Genomic DNA, 19,349 nt, shown 5'->3' on the forward strand with positions numbered 1-19,349 from the left:
CTTGCAATGACGCTTAGACGTAAAAGCTTTTATTAAATAGTACCAAAAATTCACTATCATAGCTCTTTAGCCCCGATTACTTCACTTAATTTCTATTTTCATAGGAGTTCAGTGAACTACGTTTGTAGCGGTATGCTTTTTTTCTGGGGTTCAGAAAAAAATATAGCGGAAAGCGGGAATGTTATAGGCAAAAATGCGCCGATAATTCGCTGCTGATACTGAAATTACATTCAGTTAATATCGATAAGTTTTTCAAGAAAAGTTTTGAGAAATACATTGCTGTATTATGTGTTATCTATCTTTAATACAATGAATGTATAAAGTAGAATGTAGCACCTTCTTTATGATAAAGGGTTGCTAAGGTTTCAATGGGTCTATCCCTCCGCCTTTCGTGATAACTTTCAATAAATATATGAACAGTGCAAAGTAAAGACATAACCTTAACAATTGCAAGTTTTTTTAAGAATCTGAGATTCTAAGTTGCTATCCCGAAATCTTGGGACTAAGTTTAAAACTTTATTAGTGTTTCCCCTTTTGTTTAGTTCCTCTAAAATTGATAATCTCAATACAATTGGATTCCTTATTTACTCTATAAACTAAGTAATTATTTTTGTCTATAATTGCTTTATGCAAAGATTCGCTTTTTATTGATTTTGGAAATTGTTCTGGATTAAGGCTAATTTGATTAATAACCTGTTTAATTTTATTTTCTAAATTCAAAATTTCTTTTGCTGTCCAATTCGCTTCCAAATAATCAATAACCTTATCAAATCCTTTTATAGCTTGTGAAGTCCAGATTAATTTTAATGCCATTTTGAAAATCTTTTCATCACATCTTCATGGCTTGTAAATTCACCTTTTTTAGCCTGATCTAATCCAACTTGAATTTCAGCTTTTTCTAACTCTGATAAATCATCAAACCAATCATTTTGATTTTCTCTCAAAACCAATTCTAGTTTCTCCAAAATACTCTCGTCTTCCACTTTAACCAACTTTTGAATAAATTGATATTTTCTAGCTTCTAAATCCATGATAATCAAAATTAATAATCACAAAGGTACGTTTTTTTTTAGGTTCTGATATGCTAAGTTGCTAAGCGCCTAAGCATAAAAAAAGCCCAAACTATTACTAGTTTGGACTTTACTATATAAAATCTTAGAGAACTTAGTCCCTCAAAACCATAGCGTCTTAGACAATCGCCTTAACAACAGCTTTTGGAGCCTCTTTACGAGTTCCGTCAAATCCGTCTACTCCTGAAACAGTTGTATATTTAAGCACATATTTTTTACCTGGATTGATAATTTGGTATGCAGCCTGACACATTAAAGTTGCTTCGTGGAATCCACAAAGTATCAATTTTAATTTTCCTGGGTAGGTATTTACGTCTCCAATTGCAAAGATTCCTGGAATATTAGTTTGGTAATCTAATGCATTATTTACTTTAATTGCATTTTTCTCGATTTCTAATCCCCAGTCTCCGATTGGTCCTAACTTTGGTGTTAATCCGAAAAGTGGAATAAAATAATCTGTTTGAATTATACGAGTTGCTCCGTTTTCTTCGATAACAAGCGACTCAATATGCTCAGCACCATTGATTCCGATAACTTCTGCTGGTGTAATTAATTTAATTTTTCCAGCCGTTTTTAATTCTTGTACTTTTTCTACAGAATCTAAAGCTCCTCTAAATTCATTTCTACGGTGAATTAAAGTTACTTCTGAAGCTACATTTGCAAGGAAAATACTCCAATCTAAAGCTGAATCTCCTCCTCCTGCAATAACAACTCTTTTGTCTCTGAATTTTTCAGGATTTTTGATAAAGTATTTTACTCCTTTATTTTCATAAAACTCAATATCTTCAATAAGTGGCTTACGTGGCTCAAAACTTCCTAAACCTCCTGCAATAGCAATAACTGGCGCATGAAATCTAGTTCCTTTATTTGAGGTCACAATAAAACTTCCATCTTCTTGTTTCTCGATTGTTTCAGCACGTTCTCCTAAAGTATAACCTGGTTCAAATTGTTTAATTTGCTCTTGTAGGTTATCAATTAAATCTCCTGCTAATACTTCTGGAAAACCAGGGATATCATAGATAGGTTTCTTTGGATATAATTCTGAAAGTTGCCCACCTGCTTGTGGTAAAGCATCTAGTATATGGCATTTTAATTTTAATAATCCTGCCTCGAAAACGGCAAATAAACCAGTTGGTCCGGCTCCTATTATAAGTATGTCTGTTTTAATCATTATGATGTTGTTTATAATCATTCTTAATAATACAAAGAAACGAATAATTTATTCTAATGTCAATGATTTTTATCATTGATTTCTTTGTGGAATTTTTTACTCTTTATTTTTCAATGAAGCGGTAATTTCGTTCATCCTTTTAACCTTATCTTCAAAGTTACCTTTTAGTGTTTTCCTGTATTCATTGAGGTTTTCGACCATTTTATTAATATCTTCAGGAATAACTTCTTCAAAAAATTCTCGAAGCCTTTTGGCTGTTGTTGGTGACTTACCATTTGTCGAAATAGCAATTTTTACATTTCCTTTAGTTACGATTCCGCCTAAATAATAATCACATAATTCAGGTGTATCGGCAATATTGCAAATGAGGTATCTCTCTTGCGATAGATCATAAATCCTTTTATTTACCAATAAATCATCAGTACAAGCAATAACCATATGCCGCTTCTTTAACATCTTTTTCTTGAACTTAGCTTTTGTTAGCGTCAGATTATACTTCTCTGCCAAGATTTCAATTTCAGGCAAAAAGGTAGTTGCAACAACCTCAACATTAGCATTGGGACTAGATTTTAACAGAAAAGAAAGTTTTTCTAATCCTACATTTCCGCCACCAACAATAAGCACATTAAGCTTATGCAGTTTTAAAAATATTGGATACAATTCGTTTCTTTCCATTACAATTTATTTTTACTTCCTAGTCCTTAAAAAAAAGGAGCTAATCTTTTTTAATATATTATGCGATCTTACTTAAAATAAATTCCTCGTAAAACCCTTTTAACTTAGTACTTTCTCTAACTACTTCTCCAATGATAATAATCGCTGGCGAACCTAATTTATTTTCTGTAGCAATTTCCTGAATTGTATTTATAGTTCCAATTCCGACTTTCTCATCCGGAGTTGTTCCGTTTTGAATAATCGCAATTGGAGTTTCTCCTTTCGATTCTTTTTGAAACAAAGCAACTATCTGTGCCAGCTTACTCATTCCCATCAAAATAACTACTGTGGCAGAAGATTGAGCAGCAAGTGCAACATCCGAAGATAGTTTTCTATCTGAAGTTGTTCCTGTAATAGCCCAAAAACTCTCAGAAACTCCTCTTTTGGTTATCGAAATTCCCAAATTAGCAGGAACTGCAATGACCGATGATATTCCAGGCACCACAAATGTAGGTATTCCGAAACTCTCCACATATTCTATTTCTTCGCTTCCACGACCAAATACAAACGGATCTCCTCCTTTTAAACGTACCACATTTCCATAAGTCAATGCATTATCAACTATTAATTGGTTGATCTGGTCTTGTGTATAGGCGTGATTTGCTATTCGCTTGCCAACAAAAATTCGAATCGCATTTTTAGGCGCATATTCTAAGATTTCTTCATTTGCCAAAGCATCATACAAAACCACATTTGCTTCAGCAAGTGCTTTTACACCTTTTAAAGTCATCAAATCCGGGTCTCCCGGGCCTGCTCCGACTAAAGTTACCTTGGGTTTTACTGTATTAAGCATTTGCTAAATCTTTGGCTCTATATTTTTCGATCGTATCAAAAAATGAAATTCCTTCTTGGATATATTGTTTTGCAAATACTTCTGAAGGCTCCACTTTATTGATTTGATAAACTAATTCTTTAAATGTTGTTGGCAATTCTATTTTAGAAGTCGCTACGAAAACAGTATCAAACAAATCAACAATTCCTGCATGATTGTTTGTCTTTTCATCTTCTGAAAGCAATAATGCTTTAGCTCCATTTACAAATCCTGCGTAAGCATGGTAAATAGCATCTGACCATTTGTTTTCGTCGAATGACTCTTGTGCGAAAGTTAATTTATCTTTTGCTTCTAATAATAAAGTAGCTACTAAATCAATAACAACTCCAGCACATTCTCCAACTCCAACAGCTTTTACATAGTTGTCGGCATTACCCCAATCTACAAAATCAGCTTCAGTTAAATTGGTAACATCTGCGAATGGTTTTAAAATTTCATAGAAATATTTTTCTCCTTTTGCATCGTAATAATTCAGGAATTTTTGTCCGTTTGCATTTGCATCAAAATCATTTAAGATCGTACGTAATGCATCTGGTCCTCTACGACTTGGAATTTTAATTACTTTATCGGCAAAACGACCTGATCCGTTTCCTAATCTTCCTCCCCCTAATAAAACTTGTAACGCTGGCGCAACCAGTTTTCCTGAGTTAATAGACATTCCCTGAAATCCGATTGCTGACATATTGTGTTGACCACAAGCGTTCATACAACCACTAATTTTTATTTCGATTTCTTGATTATTGCTGTATTGTGGATATTCGGCATTTAGCACTTTTTCTAATTCTTCGGCAATTCCTGTACTGCTTGCAATTCCTAAGTTACAAGTATCTGTACCTGGACAAGCTGTAATATCGGCTGTAGAATTATACCCTAAATTCACAAATCCTAACTTAGCTAACTCTTGATAAAAGAAAGGTAAATTCTCTTCTTTTACATGACGTATTACAATATTCTGACGCAATGAAAAACGCAATTCGTTTGCTGCATAATTCTTAATCAAATCTGCTAATATTCTAGCTTTATCAGTATAAAAATCTCCTAGTAATACTTTAATTCCGATAGCGTAATATCCATCTTGTTTCTGAGCAATTACGTTTGATTTTTTCCAAGCTTCATAAGCTGCTTCATCTTCGATAGTAACCGATGGAACGGTTAATAATGGCTCTGGAATTGGCGCATCAAAAGCTGTTGTATCTATTTCGTATGTTTCAAAAGCAATTGCTTTTTTCTCTTGTTCAACCAAATCAAGGAAAGTATCTCTTCCTATCTCTTTGATTAAAAATTTCATACGCGCTTTCATTCTTTTGGCGCGTTCTCCGTATCTGTCAAAAATACGAATCACACCTTCTGCCGTTGGGATAATCTGGTTAGCAGGTACAAATTCCGAAAGTAATTCGGCATGTGCCGGTTGCGAACCTAGTCCTCCTCCTAACATGATTTTAAATCCACGAACACCATCTACAATTTTTGGAATAAATCCTAAATCGTGCAAATAGCTCAATGCAGTATCTTCATCTGATGATGAAAACGAAATTTTAAATTTACGTCCCATTTCCTGACAAATAGGGTTTCTCAATAAGTATTGGAACAAACCATGTGCGTATGGCGAAACATCAAATGGTTCGTTTACATCTACACCAGCTAATTCGCTTGCTGTAATATTACGAACGGTGTTTCCACAAGCTTCACGCAAAGTAACATCATCTTTAGCTAGATTAGCCCAAAGTTCTGGAGTTCTGTCTAAACTTACATAGTGAATCTGAATGTCCTGACGTGTTGTAATATGCAAACGTCCTGTAGAATATTCATCAGAAACTTTAGTAATACGTACTAATTGCTCGCTGGTAACTTTACCAAATGGCAATTTAATACGAATCATTTGAACGCCTTCCTGGCGTTGCCCGTAGATTCCACGTGCTAAACGAAGACTACGAAAACGCTCATCATCAATTTTCCCTCCACGGAATAAATGAATCTTTTTTTCTAGATCGATAATCTCTTTCTGAACTATCGGATTTTCTATTTCTGTTCTAAAACTTTCCATTTGTTTTTTCGCTTTAAGCTATAAGCTTCTTTAAACTTTATTCTTTTCTTTGGGTTATAAGCTTTAGGCTTACTAAACACCTTATATTTTTTTGCTTAAAGCTTACAGCCTAAAGCGTATTGCAGGGAATTATCGAATGAATCCTACTCCTGCAGTTGTATTGGTTGCGGTATCAATCAGGATAAAAGCTCCGTTTGATTTATTGTCGTTATAGGCATCAAAATATAAAGGCTTACTCAATTTAATGCTTACTTCACCTATTTCGTTTATTGCTAATTGAGTTGCTGGTGTTGTACCTGAATAATCGGTTGCGATTGTATTCTTAATACTTTCTACTTTTGCCAAAACTCTGTTTGTATTATGCTGAACGATATATTTTGTTCCAGGAACTAACTTTTTAGAATCCATCCAACAAACTGTTGTTGTGATGTCTTTTTCTATTTTAGGAAGTTCCGTAGATTTTACAATCATATCTCCTCTGGTAACATTGATATCATTTTCTAATTCAATTGTGATTGATGAACCTGCAATTGCTTCATCATATTGTTTATCAAAAAAATGAATATTCTTTACTTTAGATTCTGTTAATGAAGGTAAAACGGTTACGGCATCTCCTACTTTAATGGAGTTCCCATATAATTTACCAGCATATCCTCTAAAATCATGGTACTCTTCAGTCTTTGGACGAATTACTGTTTGAACTGGAAAACGTGCTTCTCCTTTTTCAAAAACATCTGTTGGCTCTAAAGCTTCTAAATGTTCCAAAACAGTTTGTCCGTCATACCATTTCATATTTTCCGATTTATCAACTACGTTTCCTCCGTTGATTGCACTTAATGGAATATAACTTACGTTTTGTTCTTTGAAAGTACTTTTAGCATTTAATGCCTGAAAATCAGCTTTGATTTTATTAAAAACTTCTTCTGAATAATCGACTAAGTCCATTTTGTTTATTGCAACAATTACCTCTTTTACTCTCAATAAATTATTGATAAAAAAGTGACGGTACGTTTGCTCGATTACTCCTTTACGAGCATCAATCAAAATGATTGAAACTTGCGAAGTCGAAGCTCCTGTAACCATGTTACGTGTATACTCTACGTGACCTGGTGTATCGGCAATAATGTAACTTTTCTTAGCTGTCGAAAAATATATATGCGCTACATCAATAGTGATTCCTTGTTCTCTTTCTGCTACTAATCCGTCAGTTGCTAATGAAAAATCTAGATAATCGTAACCTTTTAATTTGCTGCTTTTTTCTATTGCTTCTATTTTATCTGTAGTCAATGATTTTGTATCATACAATAATCTTCCAATTAAAGTACTCTTTCCGTCATCTACACTTCCTGCTGTTGCTATTTTTAAAACTTCCATTCTTATATTTTGTTTCAGGCTTAACTTTTTTGTTTCAGGTTTCAAGTTTCACGTTGCTTACCTTTTGAGCTAAAATTTAAATCTGTATGTTTTTATTTTCTTAATTCTAACTTTTAATTAATCAATTAAAAGTACCCTTGTTGTTTTCTTTTCTCCATTGCTGCTTCAGAACGTTTGTCATCAATTCTGGCTCCTCTTTCAGAGATTGTCGATGTTCTAATCTCACCCACAACTTCTTTAATCGTAGCTGCATAAGATTCAACAGCGGCTGTACAACTCATATCTCCAACAGTTCTAAAACGAACAATTCTTTCTTCTATTTGTTCATCTTCTTCTTGATATACATAAGGAGAATGTGACCATATTAATCCATCTCTCAAGAAAACTTTACGTTTGTGTGAAAAATAAATAGATGGAATTTCAATTTTTTCTTGTTCGATATAACTCCATACATCTAGTTCTGTCCAGTTTGAAATTGGAAAAACACGTACGTTTTGTCCATTTTCAATTTTTCCGTTTAGAATATCAAATAACTCTGGGCGTTGATTTTTTTCATCCCATTGACCGAAATCATCACGAACTGAAAAAATACGCTCTTTTGCTCTTGCTTTTTCTTCATCTCTACGTGCTCCACCAATACAAGCATCAAACTTAAATTCTTCAATAGCATCTAAAAGTGTAGTTGTCTGCAAACTGTTTCTACTAGAATATTTTCCAGTTTCTTCTACAACTTTTCCTTCATCAATAGCATCCTGAACATTTCTTACGATTAATTCTAACCCTAGCTCTGCAACTAATTTATCTCTAAATTCTATTGTTTCAGGAAAGTTATGTCCTGTATCAACATGCAATAGTGGGAAAGGTATTTTTGCAGGAAAGAATGCTTTTTGTGCTAAACGCACTAAAGTAATCGAATCTTTACCTCCTGAAAAAAGTAAAACCGGTTTATCAAACTGAGAAATTACTTCTCTAAAAATGTATATCGCTTCGCTTTCTAAAGCATTTGTTTTTAATACTGAACTCATTGTTTTTTGTTTCAAAGTTTGAAGTTTAAAGTTTCAGGTTTAACAACCTCATCTAAAAACTTTTAACCATTATTATTTTTTATTCTATTCTCTTTAATGCCTCTTTGCTCTATTCTTTCTTAGCACTATGCAAACCACATTCTTTATGGCTTGACTCCCACCACCATCTTCCAGCTCTAATATCTTCGTCTGGCAAAATTGCTCTTGTACATGGTGCACAACCTATACTTACAAACCCTTTTTTATGCAATGCATTTTGAGGTACGCTATGCTCTTGTAGATAATCCTCAACTTCTTGTAATGACCATTTTAATAATGGATTAAATTTTATTATTTCAAAATTGGCATCATATCCAAACAATTGCAAATCATTTCTATTTTCAGATTGCTCAGCTCTTAAACCTGTTATCCAAACTGCATTTCCTGCTAAAGCTTTTCTTAACGGAACTACTTTACGAATAAAGCAACATTCCTTTCTATTCTCAACTGATTCATAAAAGCTATTTGGACCCTTTACTTTTAGCAAGTTTTCTACAGCAATTGCTTCTGGAAAATAAACCTCAATATGCTTTTTATATTTTTTTAATGTTCTATGAAAAACATCGTATGTTTCCTGAAATAATCTTCCAGTATCTAATGTGAAAATGGTAATTTCGATATTATTTTTAGCAATAAAATCGGTAATAACCTGATCTTCCTGACCAAATGAAGTCGAAAAAACTACTTTGTCTTTGTATTCATTAGCCAAAAAAGTCAATGTTTCTTCTAAAGAAAAATCTTTTGTTTTAGCTAATAAAGATGTAATGTTAGTTGCACTCATATTCTTGATATTCCTAAATAATTATTATAATAATTTAGATAATGTTTTTAAACTCAAAAGGATAATTAATATTCCTACTGCCACCATCATTGGCTTTCTTTTGATCTTGTTTACTAAAAAAGCAGCAAGAGGAGCGGCGATTACACCTCCCAAAATCAAACCTATAATAACTTGCCATCCATGGATTCCTCCAAAAAGCATAAATGTTACGCCACTTGCAAATGAAACTGCAAACTCAGCAGCATTTACTGATCCAATTGTATAACGAGGATTTCTGCCTCTTCCTAACAATGTAGAAGTTACAATTGGTCCCCAACCTCCTCCTCCAACAGAATCCATAAATCCGCCAAAGGTTGCCAATATCCCAAGACGCTTAGTTTTCTTTTTGATTATATTTTTATTTAATGCTTTTCTGATAATTATTATTGCCAATACAATCATGTATACAGCAATGAATGGCTTTATAACATCTCCATCAATAACATCTGAGAGTAAATAAGCTCCTGTAATTGAACCTAAAACTCCTGGAATCAATAAATTCTTAACCAATTTTTTATTGATATTCCCAAACTTATGATGTGATATCGCCGATGCTCCTGTTGTAAACATCTCAGCAACGTGAACACCACCACTACTAACCACTGGAGAAACCCCATAAGCCAATAAAAAAGAAGTCGATGTAGCTCCATAACCCATTCCTAATGTACCATCTACTAATTGAGCAAAAACTCCAATTAAGAAAAACACCAAAAACTCTTGATTAAATCCATCAAGGAAACCTTGCCAAGAAAAATCAGCATGATGATTATAAATTAATACTGAAATCAAACCCAACAACAATAAAGCAGGAATGATTACCCATAATTGCTTCGAAAACGATCCGCCTGATTTTGTTGCCACAGTATTTAATTCCAATTCTTTTTCCATCTTCCAAGTATTCATTTTATTTTAAAATCTATTACCCTATCGGGTTAGTAGATTACAATGCAAAATTAACACTTATTTCTAAATAACAAAATAATTTTTAATTTTTTTATATCTCTAATTATCTTCAGGTTACATATTAATACACAATAAAAATCTCAACAGATTCGTTTAACAAGCATAAAACACATTTTAACAAAGTAATGTTAGATTTTTCTAAATGTCTACCAAATCCATAGGATTATCGTAAAATTGTTATTATTTTTACTCAAATTTTTTTTATGGATTTCCAAATAGGTCTTGTAGTTGCAGGTTTAGTCGTAGGTTTTATAGTAGGATTAACAGGCGTAGGTGGTGGCTCTTTAATGACTCCTATTTTATTATATTTTGGAATTCCACCAACAACTGCAGTTGGTACCGATTTATTATATGCCGCTTTTACCAAAATGGGAGGCGTATTTGTACATCATAAAAAGGGAAATATCAATTGGAAAATCACAGGCTGGCTTACTTTAGGAAGCGTCCCTGCCTCTTTACTTACCTTATGGATATTAAACAGTATAAAAACGGATATTTCTACTATTAATGCTGTCATAAAATACAGTCTAGGTTGGGCATTACTTTTTACTTCAATTGCAATTTTGTTCAAAAAGAGATTATTAATATACTCTCAAAAACATGCTGGAGATAAATTTCATAGTGAAAGCCATACACAAAACATGCTAACCATTGGGATTGGTGTATTACTTGGAGCAACCGTAACATTAACATCAATAGGGGCTGGAGCTTTAGGTACCGTTACTTTATTTTTTCTTTACCCCCTTTTGCCAACACCTCGCTTGGTAGGAACTGAGATTGCACATGCAGTTCCTTTAACACTTGTAGCCGGAATAGGTCATGCTTCAATGGGAAATTTAGACTTAATTTTACTAGGTCAGTTATTACTAGGATCGCTTCCTGGAATTTTTATAGGAAGTATGCTAAGTGGAAAAGTTCCTGATTTATTTCTTAGAAATGCGATTGCTGTAATGTTATTTTTAGCTGGATATAAATTGATTTTCTAGACTAAACAAGCAATTAAATATATAAAAAAGACCATTTCGGACATACTGAAATGGTCTTTTTTATATATATTTTAAAAACGTGATTGGCTAAAATGCAATATCGGCCAGTGAGTTATTCTCTAAAACTTTTAAGGTATTGTCTCTTACTTCGGTCATTAAACGTCTTGCTGCACAAGTAGTTTCATCGTCGCAATCATCACATTTTTCATAAAAATTATGACTTGCACATGGCAACAATGCAATAGGTCCTTCAAGAATACGGTATACTTTCGCCATACTGATATCTTTTGGATCTTTTATCAGATAATAGCCTCCGCCTTTTCCTTTTTTAGCGCCAAGGAATCCCGAATTTCTTAATAGAAGCAAAATACTTTCCAAAAATTTAATCGAAATATGTTCGCTTTTAGCAATTTCAGCAATTTGTACAGGCTCGTTATTTTCTCGCCTGGCCAAATATGTTAAAGCCTTGATTCCGTATTTGGTTTTCTTTGAAAGCACTTATATAAATTTTAGATTGTAGACACTATATATTTTTCTGCAACAAAAATAGGTTTTTTGAACGAGAAAAATAACTGAATGAATAATCAAGTTCTACTAAATTAGTGTAGTATAAATAAAAAACGATTTTTAACTGCATAAAAGCTACAGTTAAAAATCGTTTTTTTTATATTATAATCAATTGTAGACTTTAAAATCCACAATCTAAACTTTTAAGAAAGTGCTTGCTCTAAATCGGCAATTACATCTTTTACTGTTTCTAAACCTACAGACACACGTACTAAACCTTGTGTAATACCAACTGCTAATTGATCTTCTTCAGACAATTTACTGTGAGTTGTTGATGCAGGATGCGTAACAATTGTTCTTGTATCTCCAATATTAGCCGATAGTGAACACAATTTTATTTTATCCAAAAATTTTCTACCAGCATCTATTCCGCCTTTTATTTCAAATGCAATAATATTACCACCTAAAAGCATTTGCTTTTTGGCAATTTCATATTGTGGATGTGATTTTAAGAACGGATACTTAATACTGTTTACATTCGGGTGCGCCTCAAGAAACTCAGCAACTTTCAAAGCATTTTCGCAATGTTTTTCAACTCGCACAACCAAAGTCTCTAAGCTTTTTGATAAAATCCAAGCATTAAACGGTGACAATGCTGGTCCTGTATTTCTTGAAAACAAATAAATTTGTCTGATTAAATCTTCTCTCCCTACTGTTACTCCTCCTAAAACACGTCCTTGACCATCGATTAATTTAGTAGCAGAATGTACTACCAAATGTGCTCCGTGTTTTATAGGCTGTTGAATATATGGCGTTGCAAAACAGTTATCAATAATTAAAATCAAATTGTGTTTTTTTGCAATTGTTCCAAGCAATTCCAAATCAATTACATCTACACCAGGGTTTGTTGGTGATTCGGCATATAATATTTTTGTATTGGGCTTGATAAAACTCTCAATAGTTTCTGGTTTATTGATATCAAAATAAGAAGTTTCAATATTCCATTTTGGAAAATAAGTTACAAACAAGGCATGAGTTGAACCAAAAACACTACTTGCAGACACAATATGATCTCCTGCATTTAATAAAGCTGCAAAAGTAGAATATACCGCTGCCATTCCTGTTGCAAAGGCATAACCCGCTTCTGCCCCTTCCATTTTACAAATTTTATCTACAAATTCGGTTGTGTTCGGGTTACTAAAACGGCTATAAATATTCCTGTCTTTTTCTTCCGTAAAAGAAGCTCGCATATCTTCGGCATCTTCAAATACAAAACTTGATGATAGGTACAATGGTACCGAATGCTCTAAATACTGGGATCTTTCTAATTGTGTTCTTATGGCTTGAGTTTCAAAACCAAATTCTTGTTCATTCATTTTTTTTTTTGTTTTTTTATTTCATGCTTCAAGTTTCAGGTTACACGATAAGCAAAAACCTTCACCTTGAATTTATGCAAGTGAATCTTTTTTAGCCAATCTAAAAATTATCTAATTCTCGAATTGACTAATTTTTTAATTCTATAATTCTTCATTGTTTAAAACCACTTTGTATTTTATTGTGGCTGTAGGTTCGACAGTTTTTCCAACTGAACAATATTTTTCAAAAGAAAGCTGTGCAGCACGTTGTGCCTTTTCAGGATTAATATCTCCTTCTAAGTAAAAAACCACAAAGATTTCTTTAAAAGGCTTCGCCTCTCCTACTTGTACTCGTTCTCCTTCAACCTCAGCTTTAAATGAAGTTATTTCCTGGCGTTGTTTCTTTAAAATCGAAATCATATCAATAGCGCTGCATCCTGCAACACCCATCAATACTAATTCCATTGGACTTGCACCTAAATCGCTTCCGCCAAATTCGGCTCTGCTATCTACATCAACTACATGTCCACGTTCATTTTTGAGCTTAAAATGAAACGCATCGTTTACTCTGTCTAAGGTTACTTTCATGTTTTTTGTTTTTTTTATTCTATATCTGAATCAAAATTTCTCACTTCTTCTATAACATTGATTTTATTCTCTATATCGATATGTAAACATTTACTAAGTAAAATTATAATACCTATGGCCCATATAATAACAATAATCCAAGTTGCTTCTTTTGATGTATATCTTGGCTTATTATTTTCATCAACACCTTTTATAAAATATGGTAATATTCCTAAAGCTACAATAAATGAGTTCCATAATATTGAAAAAATTAAAAGCCCTGTAATCGAATCATTCATCCCAGGGACGATTACACATTCCTGCCTATCATTTGGATTTACATAAACAATAATTTTTTTACTCCTTTCCAATCTAGAAAACAACCCATCATGATCATCAATATTATTCATACCATAACCAAAAGCGATTCTATTTCCTAAATACTTTTTCCCTTCAATAGTATAAGAGTACTTAATAATAACTTCGTATGACATTGTTCCTTTATTTGAACGTGAATCAATATCAATTTTTTCAACATTAGCTGGAACTGGAAACCAACTCTTAGCTTGTTCAGTTTTAAAGATACTGTACGAACTAAATATCAAAGTTCCCAGACCTATTAAAACGAAAGGAGCTATAAAGAACAATCCACACCCCCAGCCTTTTATAAAATTTTTAATCTTATTCTAAATTTAATGATGATACTTCTTTAACAAAGCAAAAACAGTTTATTTATCTTTTTTATCTAATTTATTCCAATACTCCAGAATTTTGGCCTTATAGATTTCACTCAAAGAATCAAAATTAGAGGAGAATTTATCAGTCTCAAAATTATCCGAGACACTTGATCCTATAGTGTAAAGCTGTTCTTTTTGCGAAAAGATTAAATGAACTGATTGTTGCTTGAAATTAGCATCATAAAGTCCATAAATAAAAAGGGCATCAATACTTTTATCTTTATCAAAATCCCAAAATGCTTTTCTACTTCCCCAAGCCGAAATGATTCCGCTATGATTTACTTCGAGAATAGATTTCACAACCCATTTATCATTAACTTTTGTAAACCGCTGAAAATACATTTTATCAGGATTTGCATTTTTTTCTATCTTCGAAAAAATAAATACATTATCCTCATTTCCTGGAGAGTTCACCTCATCTATTTGAATTGCTCTAACTCCTTTGTATGGAAAAACTTCTTGCGTATAACTGTCTTTGTTTCTAACAATACTCGAAACTTGGGCTGTAATTACATTAGTAACTAATAAAAGTAAAAAAAGTTTTTTCATCTTTTTAATATGTGAATTTAATGATTCTCGCAAACTATTCTTTATCCGATAATCTCAGGATGTCCCCAAAAACTCCTCTTGCTGTTACTGCAGATCCTGCTCCAGCACCTTGTATTACAATTGGTCTGTCTCCATAAGATTCTGTATAAATTTCAAAGAAAGAATCAGATCCTTTTAATCCTCCCAGTGCTGTATCCGAAGGCACCGAAACTAATTTTACTTCTAAAACCCCTTTGTCATTTTGTAAATCACCAGACAACTCGCCTATGTATCTTAATACGTGATTTGGCTTTTGATCCTTTTTTATCTTGTCGTAAATTGGGTCAAACTCTTTTAATTTAGTTAAGAAATCAGAAACATTACCTTCACGTAAATGTTCTGGAATTAAGTTCTGAATTGAAACTTCTTCAAATTCATTTTGCAAATCCAATTCTCTAGCTAAAATTAATAATTTTCTACCAACATCGTTACCACATAAATCCTCACGCGGATCTGGCTCTGTATATCCGTTATCGATTGCTTCTTGCAAAATCTGACTAAACGGAGCATCTTTCGCAGAGAAATTATTAAATAAATAACTCAATGTTCCAGAGAAAACCCCTTTTATTTTGGTGATGTTTTCACCTGAAAGATGCAGTAATTTTATGGTATCTATTAATGGTAATCCAGCTCCAACATTGGTTTCATATAAATAATTCTTCTGATTATCGGCCAATGCTTTTCTTAATTCTTTATAAAAGCCATAACTAAGCGTATTCGCAACTTTATTTGACGAAATCAAATCAAAACTACTTTCTATCAACGAAATATAATTTTCGACGAAAGTCGCACTTGCAGTATTATCAATAGCAATTAAATTCTCTAAGTGGTTTTCATTTGCGTAAGCAATAACATCATTGATTGTGTAAGCAACTCCATTATTTTTGATATCTTTTTTCCAATCTGCAGTAACTCCATTTTTATTTAAAAGCACTTTTTTAGAATTGGCAATTGCGAAAACGTTCAACTTAATATCTTTACGTTTTTCGATACTTGCTGCCGAAGCTAAGATTTGATTTATTAATGTCCCACCAACTAATCCATGTCCAAAAACGGCAATATTAATTTTCTTTGAAACTCCAAAAATCTCTCCATGAATTACATTCAAAGCTTTATGAAGTTCTGATTTTTTAACTACCAAACTCACGTTTTTGCCTGTAACAGTATTATTAAACAAAATTGGAACAATTTTATTTTTGATTAAAGCTGTGTAAGGTTTGTGGAATGTACTTAAATCTTGTCCTATTATCGAAATTACCGAAACGTTATCAGTCACTGTAATTTGGTTAACATCTTTAGAGTAAAAGTCATTTTCAAATTCTTTTTCCAATTCAATCATTGCTGTAGTTGCTTTATCTGTAGCAACTACAAGCCCGATTCCTCTTTCTGAAGAACCTTGAGAAATAATACTTACACTAATATCATTATCTCCCATTACTTTAAAAATACGGGCATCAACACCTGCTTTACCAAGCAATCCACGACCTTCAAGATTAACTAATGATAAATTCTCCAACACCGATAGTGTTTTAATTCCTTCTTTAGCTGAATCTGATGTGATTAGTGTTCCGCGATTTTCATGATTAAACGTATTTAAAATACGAAGCGGAATACTTTTCTCTATTAATGGAATTATCGTTTTTGCATGCAAAATAGTTGCTCCAAAATTAGCCAGCTCATTTGCCTCATTAAAAGATAAATACTCAATTTTCTTAGCATCACTTACTAAATCTGGATTTGCAGTATATATTCCATCAACATGAGTGAAATTCTGAAGCTCTTCGGCATCTAGATAATTTGCCAATAAAGAGGCCGTATAATTACTACCATTTCTTCCTAAAGTGGTTGTATCGTTATTATTGTTTGAGCCAATAAAACCTGTCACAACATTTACAGTTGAACCATTATACTGTTTAAAATAATTAATAACATTTTTCTTTGATAGTTGCTCCAAAAGTTGTGCATCACCAAATTTTGAATCTGTTTTAAGCAATTCTCTAGAATCAGCAAAATTTGCAGGAACTCCTTTTTCAATCAAAATAGCAGTTAATAATTTAGCCGATAGCAATTCTCCTTTTGAAAGAATCTGATCTTTTATCTTCTTACTATAATCTCCAATTAAGCTAACTCCCTCAAAAAGTTTATCCAAAACTTCAAACTCTTCTGAAAAATCTACCTCCTTATATTCAGAAATCTGATATGCTTTAAAACTCTCCAATAAAGGTTTGTAATTTCCATTTTTAGACGCAATTGTCAATATATCTTCTAGTTCATCTGTTGCGTTCCCACGAGCAGAAACAACTACGGCAATTTTCTCACCTTGATTTATTTTATCAATAATTATCGAAACTACTTTATTAAGTCCTTCTCCGTTTGATAATGATTTACCTCCAAATTTTAATATTTTCATTGTATCTGTGTTGTATTTTATGTTGCTCTAAAAAATAGAAGCAAGCAAATTATCTAATTGTTTGTACTCGATTAAAAAAGCATCATGTCCGTGAACAGAATTTATCTCGTTATAAGAAACATTTTCTTTAAACTTTTTTAATTCTTGATAGGTCTCCTGATTTTCCTTTGCAGTAAAAAACAAATCCGAATTGATTCCTATGATATGAATATCGGCAGTTGTTTTTGATAGTAAAGTTTTAAAATCAGCAGTATTTCTTGTAATATCAATTGTTTTAAGCAATTGATTCATTAATTTATATGATGAGATTTGATACCTTTTTTGCAATTTTTCCCCGTGATGACCCAACCAGCTTTCTACATTAAAAATAGCTAATTCTTCATTTTTGGTTCTCTGAAATTTTTCTTTGAAAGAATCTGGCGAACGATAACATAACATTGCGTGAATTCGAGCATCTTCTATTGGTTTCGAAGAATTGTTCAAGATTTGCTCTTGCAAATAACAGTTTGCTATTAACCAATCGGTAGCCTTCCAATCACTTGCAATCGGTATTAAATGTTTAGTGATTTGAGGTTCTAAGGCTACTATTTCCCATGCAATACCACCGCCTACAGAACCGCCAATAATTGCATATAGCTGATTGATTTTTAAAAATTCAATTCCTTCTATAAAAATTCGAGCAATATCTCTGGCCGTAAAGTCAGCATGATTTTCAATAGAATTACCATTATAGCCATTTCCTGGAACATTAAAGGCCAGAATTGTATATTTTGTAGTATCAATGGTTTTAGTATCGCCTATTAGATCATTCCACCAACCGTTTTCGCCCGTAACCTGAGCATTTCCTGTTAATGCATGATTTACCAAAACTATAGGCGCAGTGTGCAACGGTAAACCAAAAAGTTCATAACTTAGGTTAATCGCATGATACGAAGCGCCACTTTCGGTGACAAAATTCTGTAATATAATCGGGATGGTTTTATTTTCCAATTTCAAATCTTTTGTAATTTTTGATTTGTACATGGAAATATTAAAAAGAAAAAACTAGAGCAAGGCTAGAGAAATTCTTTGTGTTATCTTTCCACGTTGGGCGTGGTAGAATGCAGCACCTTCTTCGATTTATCGAAGGGTTGCTAAGGATTCATAGGGTCTAATCCCTCGTCCTTTCTTTATAACATTTCAATACGTTTTTGAACTTAATGGCACAAATAAACTACTATTTTCTTAAACGACCAAATTTTTTATTCATTTGATTTTGGCTCGTTTACAAAATAGCTCAAACAAAACAATCACGTACAAGCAACCGCTGGACACGTATATCCAGAAAAATTTTATTGTTGGCTTGTATTTTATTTAAAGTTTTAATTTAAATAAATAATGTTTCATTCTCAGTAGAATACATCAAGAAAAGCAAAGAATTAGGCGCTTTTTTCCTGCAGTCTCATCTGTAGTTTCCATCCCAAATCTTGGATGTGCCAATTCATTTGTTGTTTGAATGATTATACTTTTTTTAGTTCTAAAGAATTTAAAGAATCCGAACCTTTTTGCGAAGTAGTTTTGTGTGCTCATAACGTGAGTTTTTATAATTGTTTATTTGTGTTTGTTTTTATTAAATGAATCTCGATGCCCCAAAAAAAAACCCTTTTGGATAATTATACCAAAAGGGTTTAAGTCGTTTAAACTTATAATACTTTTGGAAATCAATGGACGCGTACGCAAATAAGCGCGACATTCTGCATCATCTTAAACTTCGAGTTATTATTCATTCTAATATTATTATTATTTATTTTAAAAAATTTCAACATTTGTATAATCCAAAAAAAAGCCCACCAAAATTATTGGAAGGCTTTGCTATATAATTGTATAGATATAATTCTAAGCAACAGACTTCCCAACGGATTTCTCCGACATGACCTTATTCGTTTTACAAATATTAAAATTCATCTTTGGTATCTTTTTGGTTTAACAAATATGCGACATATTTTCGGATTAACCAAGCCAGAACCCTTATTTTAATGATAAAATCACGTTAAATTCGCATTAAAAAACAAAAAAACGACAAAACGTTACTTTTCAACGACTAAATACCACGCGATAAGCTATAAATTTAACTCTCAGCTATTTAAAAACTTCTTTCACTAAACATA

19 protein-coding genes and 2 riboswitches are annotated in these 19,349 nt (G+C 32.6%); of the genes, 1 reads left to right on the forward strand and 18 read right to left on the reverse strand.

Translation table 11 applies throughout. The features are described from left to right. Positions 1 to 288: 288 nt before the first annotated feature. Positions 289 to 401: riboswitch (SAM riboswitch) on the reverse strand. A gap of 118 nt (positions 402 to 519) precedes the next feature. From EAG11_RS15200 to EAG11_RS15245, 10 genes are all read right to left on the reverse strand, one after another. Beyond that, a complete protein-coding gene (locus EAG11_RS15200; RefSeq protein WP_129539894.1) occupies positions 520 to 813 on the reverse strand; it encodes a type II toxin-antitoxin system RelE/ParE family toxin in 294 nt (97 codons plus the stop codon). After that, positions 804 to 1,031, reverse strand: coding sequence for a hypothetical protein (locus EAG11_RS15205; protein WP_129539895.1), 228 nt, complete (start codon positions 1,029 to 1,031; stop codon positions 804 to 806). Before EAG11_RS15205 ends, EAG11_RS15200 begins: the two co-directional genes overlap by 10 nt. A 157-nt stretch (positions 1,032 to 1,188) precedes the next feature. Beyond that, positions 1,189 to 2,241 (reverse strand): NAD(P)/FAD-dependent oxidoreductase, encoded by a 1,053-nt coding sequence (locus tag EAG11_RS15210; RefSeq protein ID WP_129539896.1) that lies wholly within the window; start codon positions 2,239 to 2,241, stop codon positions 1,189 to 1,191. A gap of 96 nt (positions 2,242 to 2,337) precedes the next feature. Continuing rightward, positions 2,338 to 2,916: a bifunctional precorrin-2 dehydrogenase/sirohydrochlorin ferrochelatase gene (locus tag EAG11_RS15215; RefSeq protein WP_129539897.1), complete on the reverse strand. Its 579-nt coding sequence runs from the start codon at positions 2,914 to 2,916 to the stop codon at positions 2,338 to 2,340. Positions 2,917 to 2,974: 58 nt separating this feature from the next. Beyond that, entirely contained in the window at positions 2,975 to 3,748 is a 774-nt protein-coding gene (gene cobA, locus EAG11_RS15220) for a uroporphyrinogen-III C-methyltransferase (protein ID WP_129539898.1), read from the reverse strand. Continuing rightward, positions 3,741 to 5,831, reverse strand: a complete 2,091-nt coding sequence (locus EAG11_RS15225) for a HEPN domain-containing protein (protein ID WP_129539899.1) — start codon at positions 5,829 to 5,831, stop codon at positions 3,741 to 3,743. Before EAG11_RS15225 ends, cobA begins: the two co-directional genes overlap by 8 nt. A gap of 129 nt (positions 5,832 to 5,960) precedes the next feature. Then, positions 5,961 to 7,205 (reverse strand): sulfate adenylyltransferase subunit 1, encoded by a 1,245-nt coding sequence (locus EAG11_RS15230; protein WP_129539900.1) that lies wholly within the window; start codon positions 7,203 to 7,205, stop codon positions 5,961 to 5,963. Between the two features lie 125 nt (positions 7,206 to 7,330). Continuing rightward, on the reverse strand, positions 7,331 to 8,230 hold the full coding sequence (cysD, locus tag EAG11_RS15235) for a sulfate adenylyltransferase subunit CysD (protein WP_035619812.1): 900 nt from the start codon (positions 8,228 to 8,230) through the stop codon (positions 7,331 to 7,333). A 109-nt stretch (positions 8,231 to 8,339) separates the two neighbouring features. Continuing rightward, on the reverse strand, positions 8,340 to 9,050 hold the full coding sequence (locus EAG11_RS15240) for a phosphoadenylyl-sulfate reductase (RefSeq protein ID WP_129539901.1): 711 nt from the start codon (positions 9,048 to 9,050) through the stop codon (positions 8,340 to 8,342). A gap of 24 nt (positions 9,051 to 9,074) precedes the next feature. Then, positions 9,075 to 9,992, reverse strand: a complete 918-nt coding sequence (locus EAG11_RS15245) for a sulfite exporter TauE/SafE family protein (protein ID WP_230604977.1) — start codon at positions 9,990 to 9,992, stop codon at positions 9,075 to 9,077. Between the two features lie 263 nt (positions 9,993 to 10,255). Here EAG11_RS15245 and EAG11_RS15250 point away from each other — a divergent pair, with 263 nt between their 5' ends. Then, a complete protein-coding gene (locus EAG11_RS15250; RefSeq protein ID WP_129539902.1) occupies positions 10,256 to 11,038 on the forward strand; it encodes a sulfite exporter TauE/SafE family protein in 783 nt (260 codons plus the stop codon). 87 nt (positions 11,039 to 11,125) lie between these two features. On the opposite strand, the gene EAG11_RS15255 is transcribed toward EAG11_RS15250, so the two are convergent. The 8 genes from EAG11_RS15255 to EAG11_RS15285 form a co-directional block, all read right to left on the reverse strand. Then, entirely contained in the window at positions 11,126 to 11,536 is a 411-nt protein-coding gene (locus tag EAG11_RS15255; protein ID WP_035619819.1) for an Rrf2 family transcriptional regulator, read from the reverse strand. Between the two features lie 212 nt (positions 11,537 to 11,748). Continuing rightward, positions 11,749 to 12,921 (reverse strand): PLP-dependent aspartate aminotransferase family protein, encoded by a 1,173-nt coding sequence (locus EAG11_RS15260; protein ID WP_129539903.1) that lies wholly within the window; start codon positions 12,919 to 12,921, stop codon positions 11,749 to 11,751. Between the two features lie 141 nt (positions 12,922 to 13,062). After that, positions 13,063 to 13,488, reverse strand: coding sequence for an OsmC family protein (locus EAG11_RS15265; RefSeq protein WP_129539904.1), 426 nt, complete (start codon positions 13,486 to 13,488; stop codon positions 13,063 to 13,065). A gap of 14 nt (positions 13,489 to 13,502) precedes the next feature. Continuing rightward, positions 13,503 to 14,072 carry a DUF3592 domain-containing protein gene (locus EAG11_RS15270; RefSeq protein ID WP_230604975.1) on the reverse strand — a complete coding sequence of 190 codons (570 nt, stop codon included), beginning with the start codon at positions 14,070 to 14,072 and terminating at the stop codon, positions 13,503 to 13,505. 123 nt (positions 14,073 to 14,195) lie between these two features. Beyond that, on the reverse strand, positions 14,196 to 14,753 hold the full coding sequence (locus tag EAG11_RS15275) for a hypothetical protein (RefSeq protein ID WP_129539906.1): 558 nt from the start codon (positions 14,751 to 14,753) through the stop codon (positions 14,196 to 14,198). Positions 14,754 to 14,787: 34 nt separating this feature from the next. After that, the gene (gene thrA, locus EAG11_RS15280) at positions 14,788 to 17,202 is read right to left on the reverse strand and encodes a bifunctional aspartate kinase/homoserine dehydrogenase I (protein ID WP_242499175.1); all 2,415 of its coding nucleotides are present in this window, start codon (positions 17,200 to 17,202) and stop codon (positions 14,788 to 14,790) included. A gap of 27 nt (positions 17,203 to 17,229) precedes the next feature. After that, on the reverse strand, positions 17,230 to 18,192 hold the full coding sequence (locus EAG11_RS22400; protein ID WP_242499176.1) for an alpha/beta fold hydrolase: 963 nt from the start codon (positions 18,190 to 18,192) through the stop codon (positions 17,230 to 17,232). Positions 18,193 to 18,272: 80 nt separating this feature from the next. Then, a riboswitch (SAM riboswitch) is annotated at positions 18,273 to 18,380 on the reverse strand. Positions 18,381 to 18,603: 223 nt separating this feature from the next. Then, entirely contained in the window at positions 18,604 to 18,771 is a 168-nt protein-coding gene (locus EAG11_RS15285) for a hypothetical protein (RefSeq protein ID WP_242499177.1), read from the reverse strand. Positions 18,772 to 19,349 lie beyond the last annotated feature (578 nt).

Origin of the sequence: Flavobacterium sp. 140616W15 (assembly GCF_003668995.1) — a bacterium.
In the GTDB taxonomy this organism is placed as follows: Bacteria; Bacteroidota; Bacteroidia; order Flavobacteriales; family Flavobacteriaceae; genus Flavobacterium.

What these genes read in the sequence shown, in the direction of transcription:
- EAG11_RS15225 (WP_129539899.1), bottom strand. Translation starts at nt 5,831, where the DNA reads ATGGAAAGTTTTAGAACAGAAATAGAAAATCCGATAGTTCAGAAAGAG.
- EAG11_RS15250 (WP_129539902.1), top strand. Translation starts at nt 10,256, where the DNA reads ATGGATTTCCAAATAGGTCTTGTAGTTGCAGGTTTAGTCGTAGGTTTT.
- EAG11_RS15215 (WP_129539897.1), bottom strand. Translation starts at nt 2,916, where the DNA reads ATGGAAAGAAACGAATTGTATCCAATATTTTTAAAACTGCATAAGCTT.
- EAG11_RS15240 (WP_129539901.1), bottom strand. Translation starts at nt 9,050, where the DNA reads ATGAGTGCAACTAACATTACATCTTTATTAGCTAAAACAAAAGATTTT.
- EAG11_RS15205 (WP_129539895.1), bottom strand. Translation starts at nt 1,031, where the DNA reads ATGGATTTAGAAGCTAGAAAATATCAATTTATTCAAAAGTTGGTTAAA.
- EAG11_RS15200 (WP_129539894.1), bottom strand. Translation starts at nt 813, where the DNA reads ATGGCATTAAAATTAATCTGGACTTCACAAGCTATAAAAGGATTTGAT.
- EAG11_RS15230 (WP_129539900.1), bottom strand. Translation starts at nt 7,205, where the DNA reads ATGGAAGTTTTAAAAATAGCAACAGCAGGAAGTGTAGATGACGGAAAG.
- EAG11_RS15275 (WP_129539906.1), bottom strand. Translation starts at nt 14,753, where the DNA reads ATGAAAAAACTTTTTTTACTTTTATTAGTTACTAATGTAATTACAGCC.
- EAG11_RS15265 (WP_129539904.1), bottom strand. Translation starts at nt 13,488, where the DNA reads ATGAAAGTAACCTTAGACAGAGTAAACGATGCGTTTCATTTTAAGCTC.
- thrA (WP_242499175.1), bottom strand. Translation starts at nt 17,202, where the DNA reads ATGAAAATATTAAAATTTGGAGGTAAATCATTATCAAACGGAGAAGGA.
- EAG11_RS15285 (WP_242499177.1), bottom strand. Translation starts at nt 18,771, where the DNA reads ATGAGCACACAAAACTACTTCGCAAAAAGGTTCGGATTCTTTAAATTC.
- cysD (WP_035619812.1), bottom strand. Translation starts at nt 8,230, where the DNA reads ATGAGTTCAGTATTAAAAACAAATGCTTTAGAAAGCGAAGCGATATAC.
- EAG11_RS15210 (WP_129539896.1), bottom strand. Translation starts at nt 2,241, where the DNA reads ATGATTAAAACAGACATACTTATAATAGGAGCCGGACCAACTGGTTTA.
- EAG11_RS15260 (WP_129539903.1), bottom strand. Translation starts at nt 12,921, where the DNA reads ATGAATGAACAAGAATTTGGTTTTGAAACTCAAGCCATAAGAACACAA.
- cobA (WP_129539898.1), bottom strand. Translation starts at nt 3,748, where the DNA reads ATGCTTAATACAGTAAAACCCAAGGTAACTTTAGTCGGAGCAGGCCCG.
- EAG11_RS15245 (WP_230604977.1), bottom strand. Translation starts at nt 9,992, where the DNA reads ATGAATACTTGGAAGATGGAAAAAGAATTGGAATTAAATACTGTGGCA.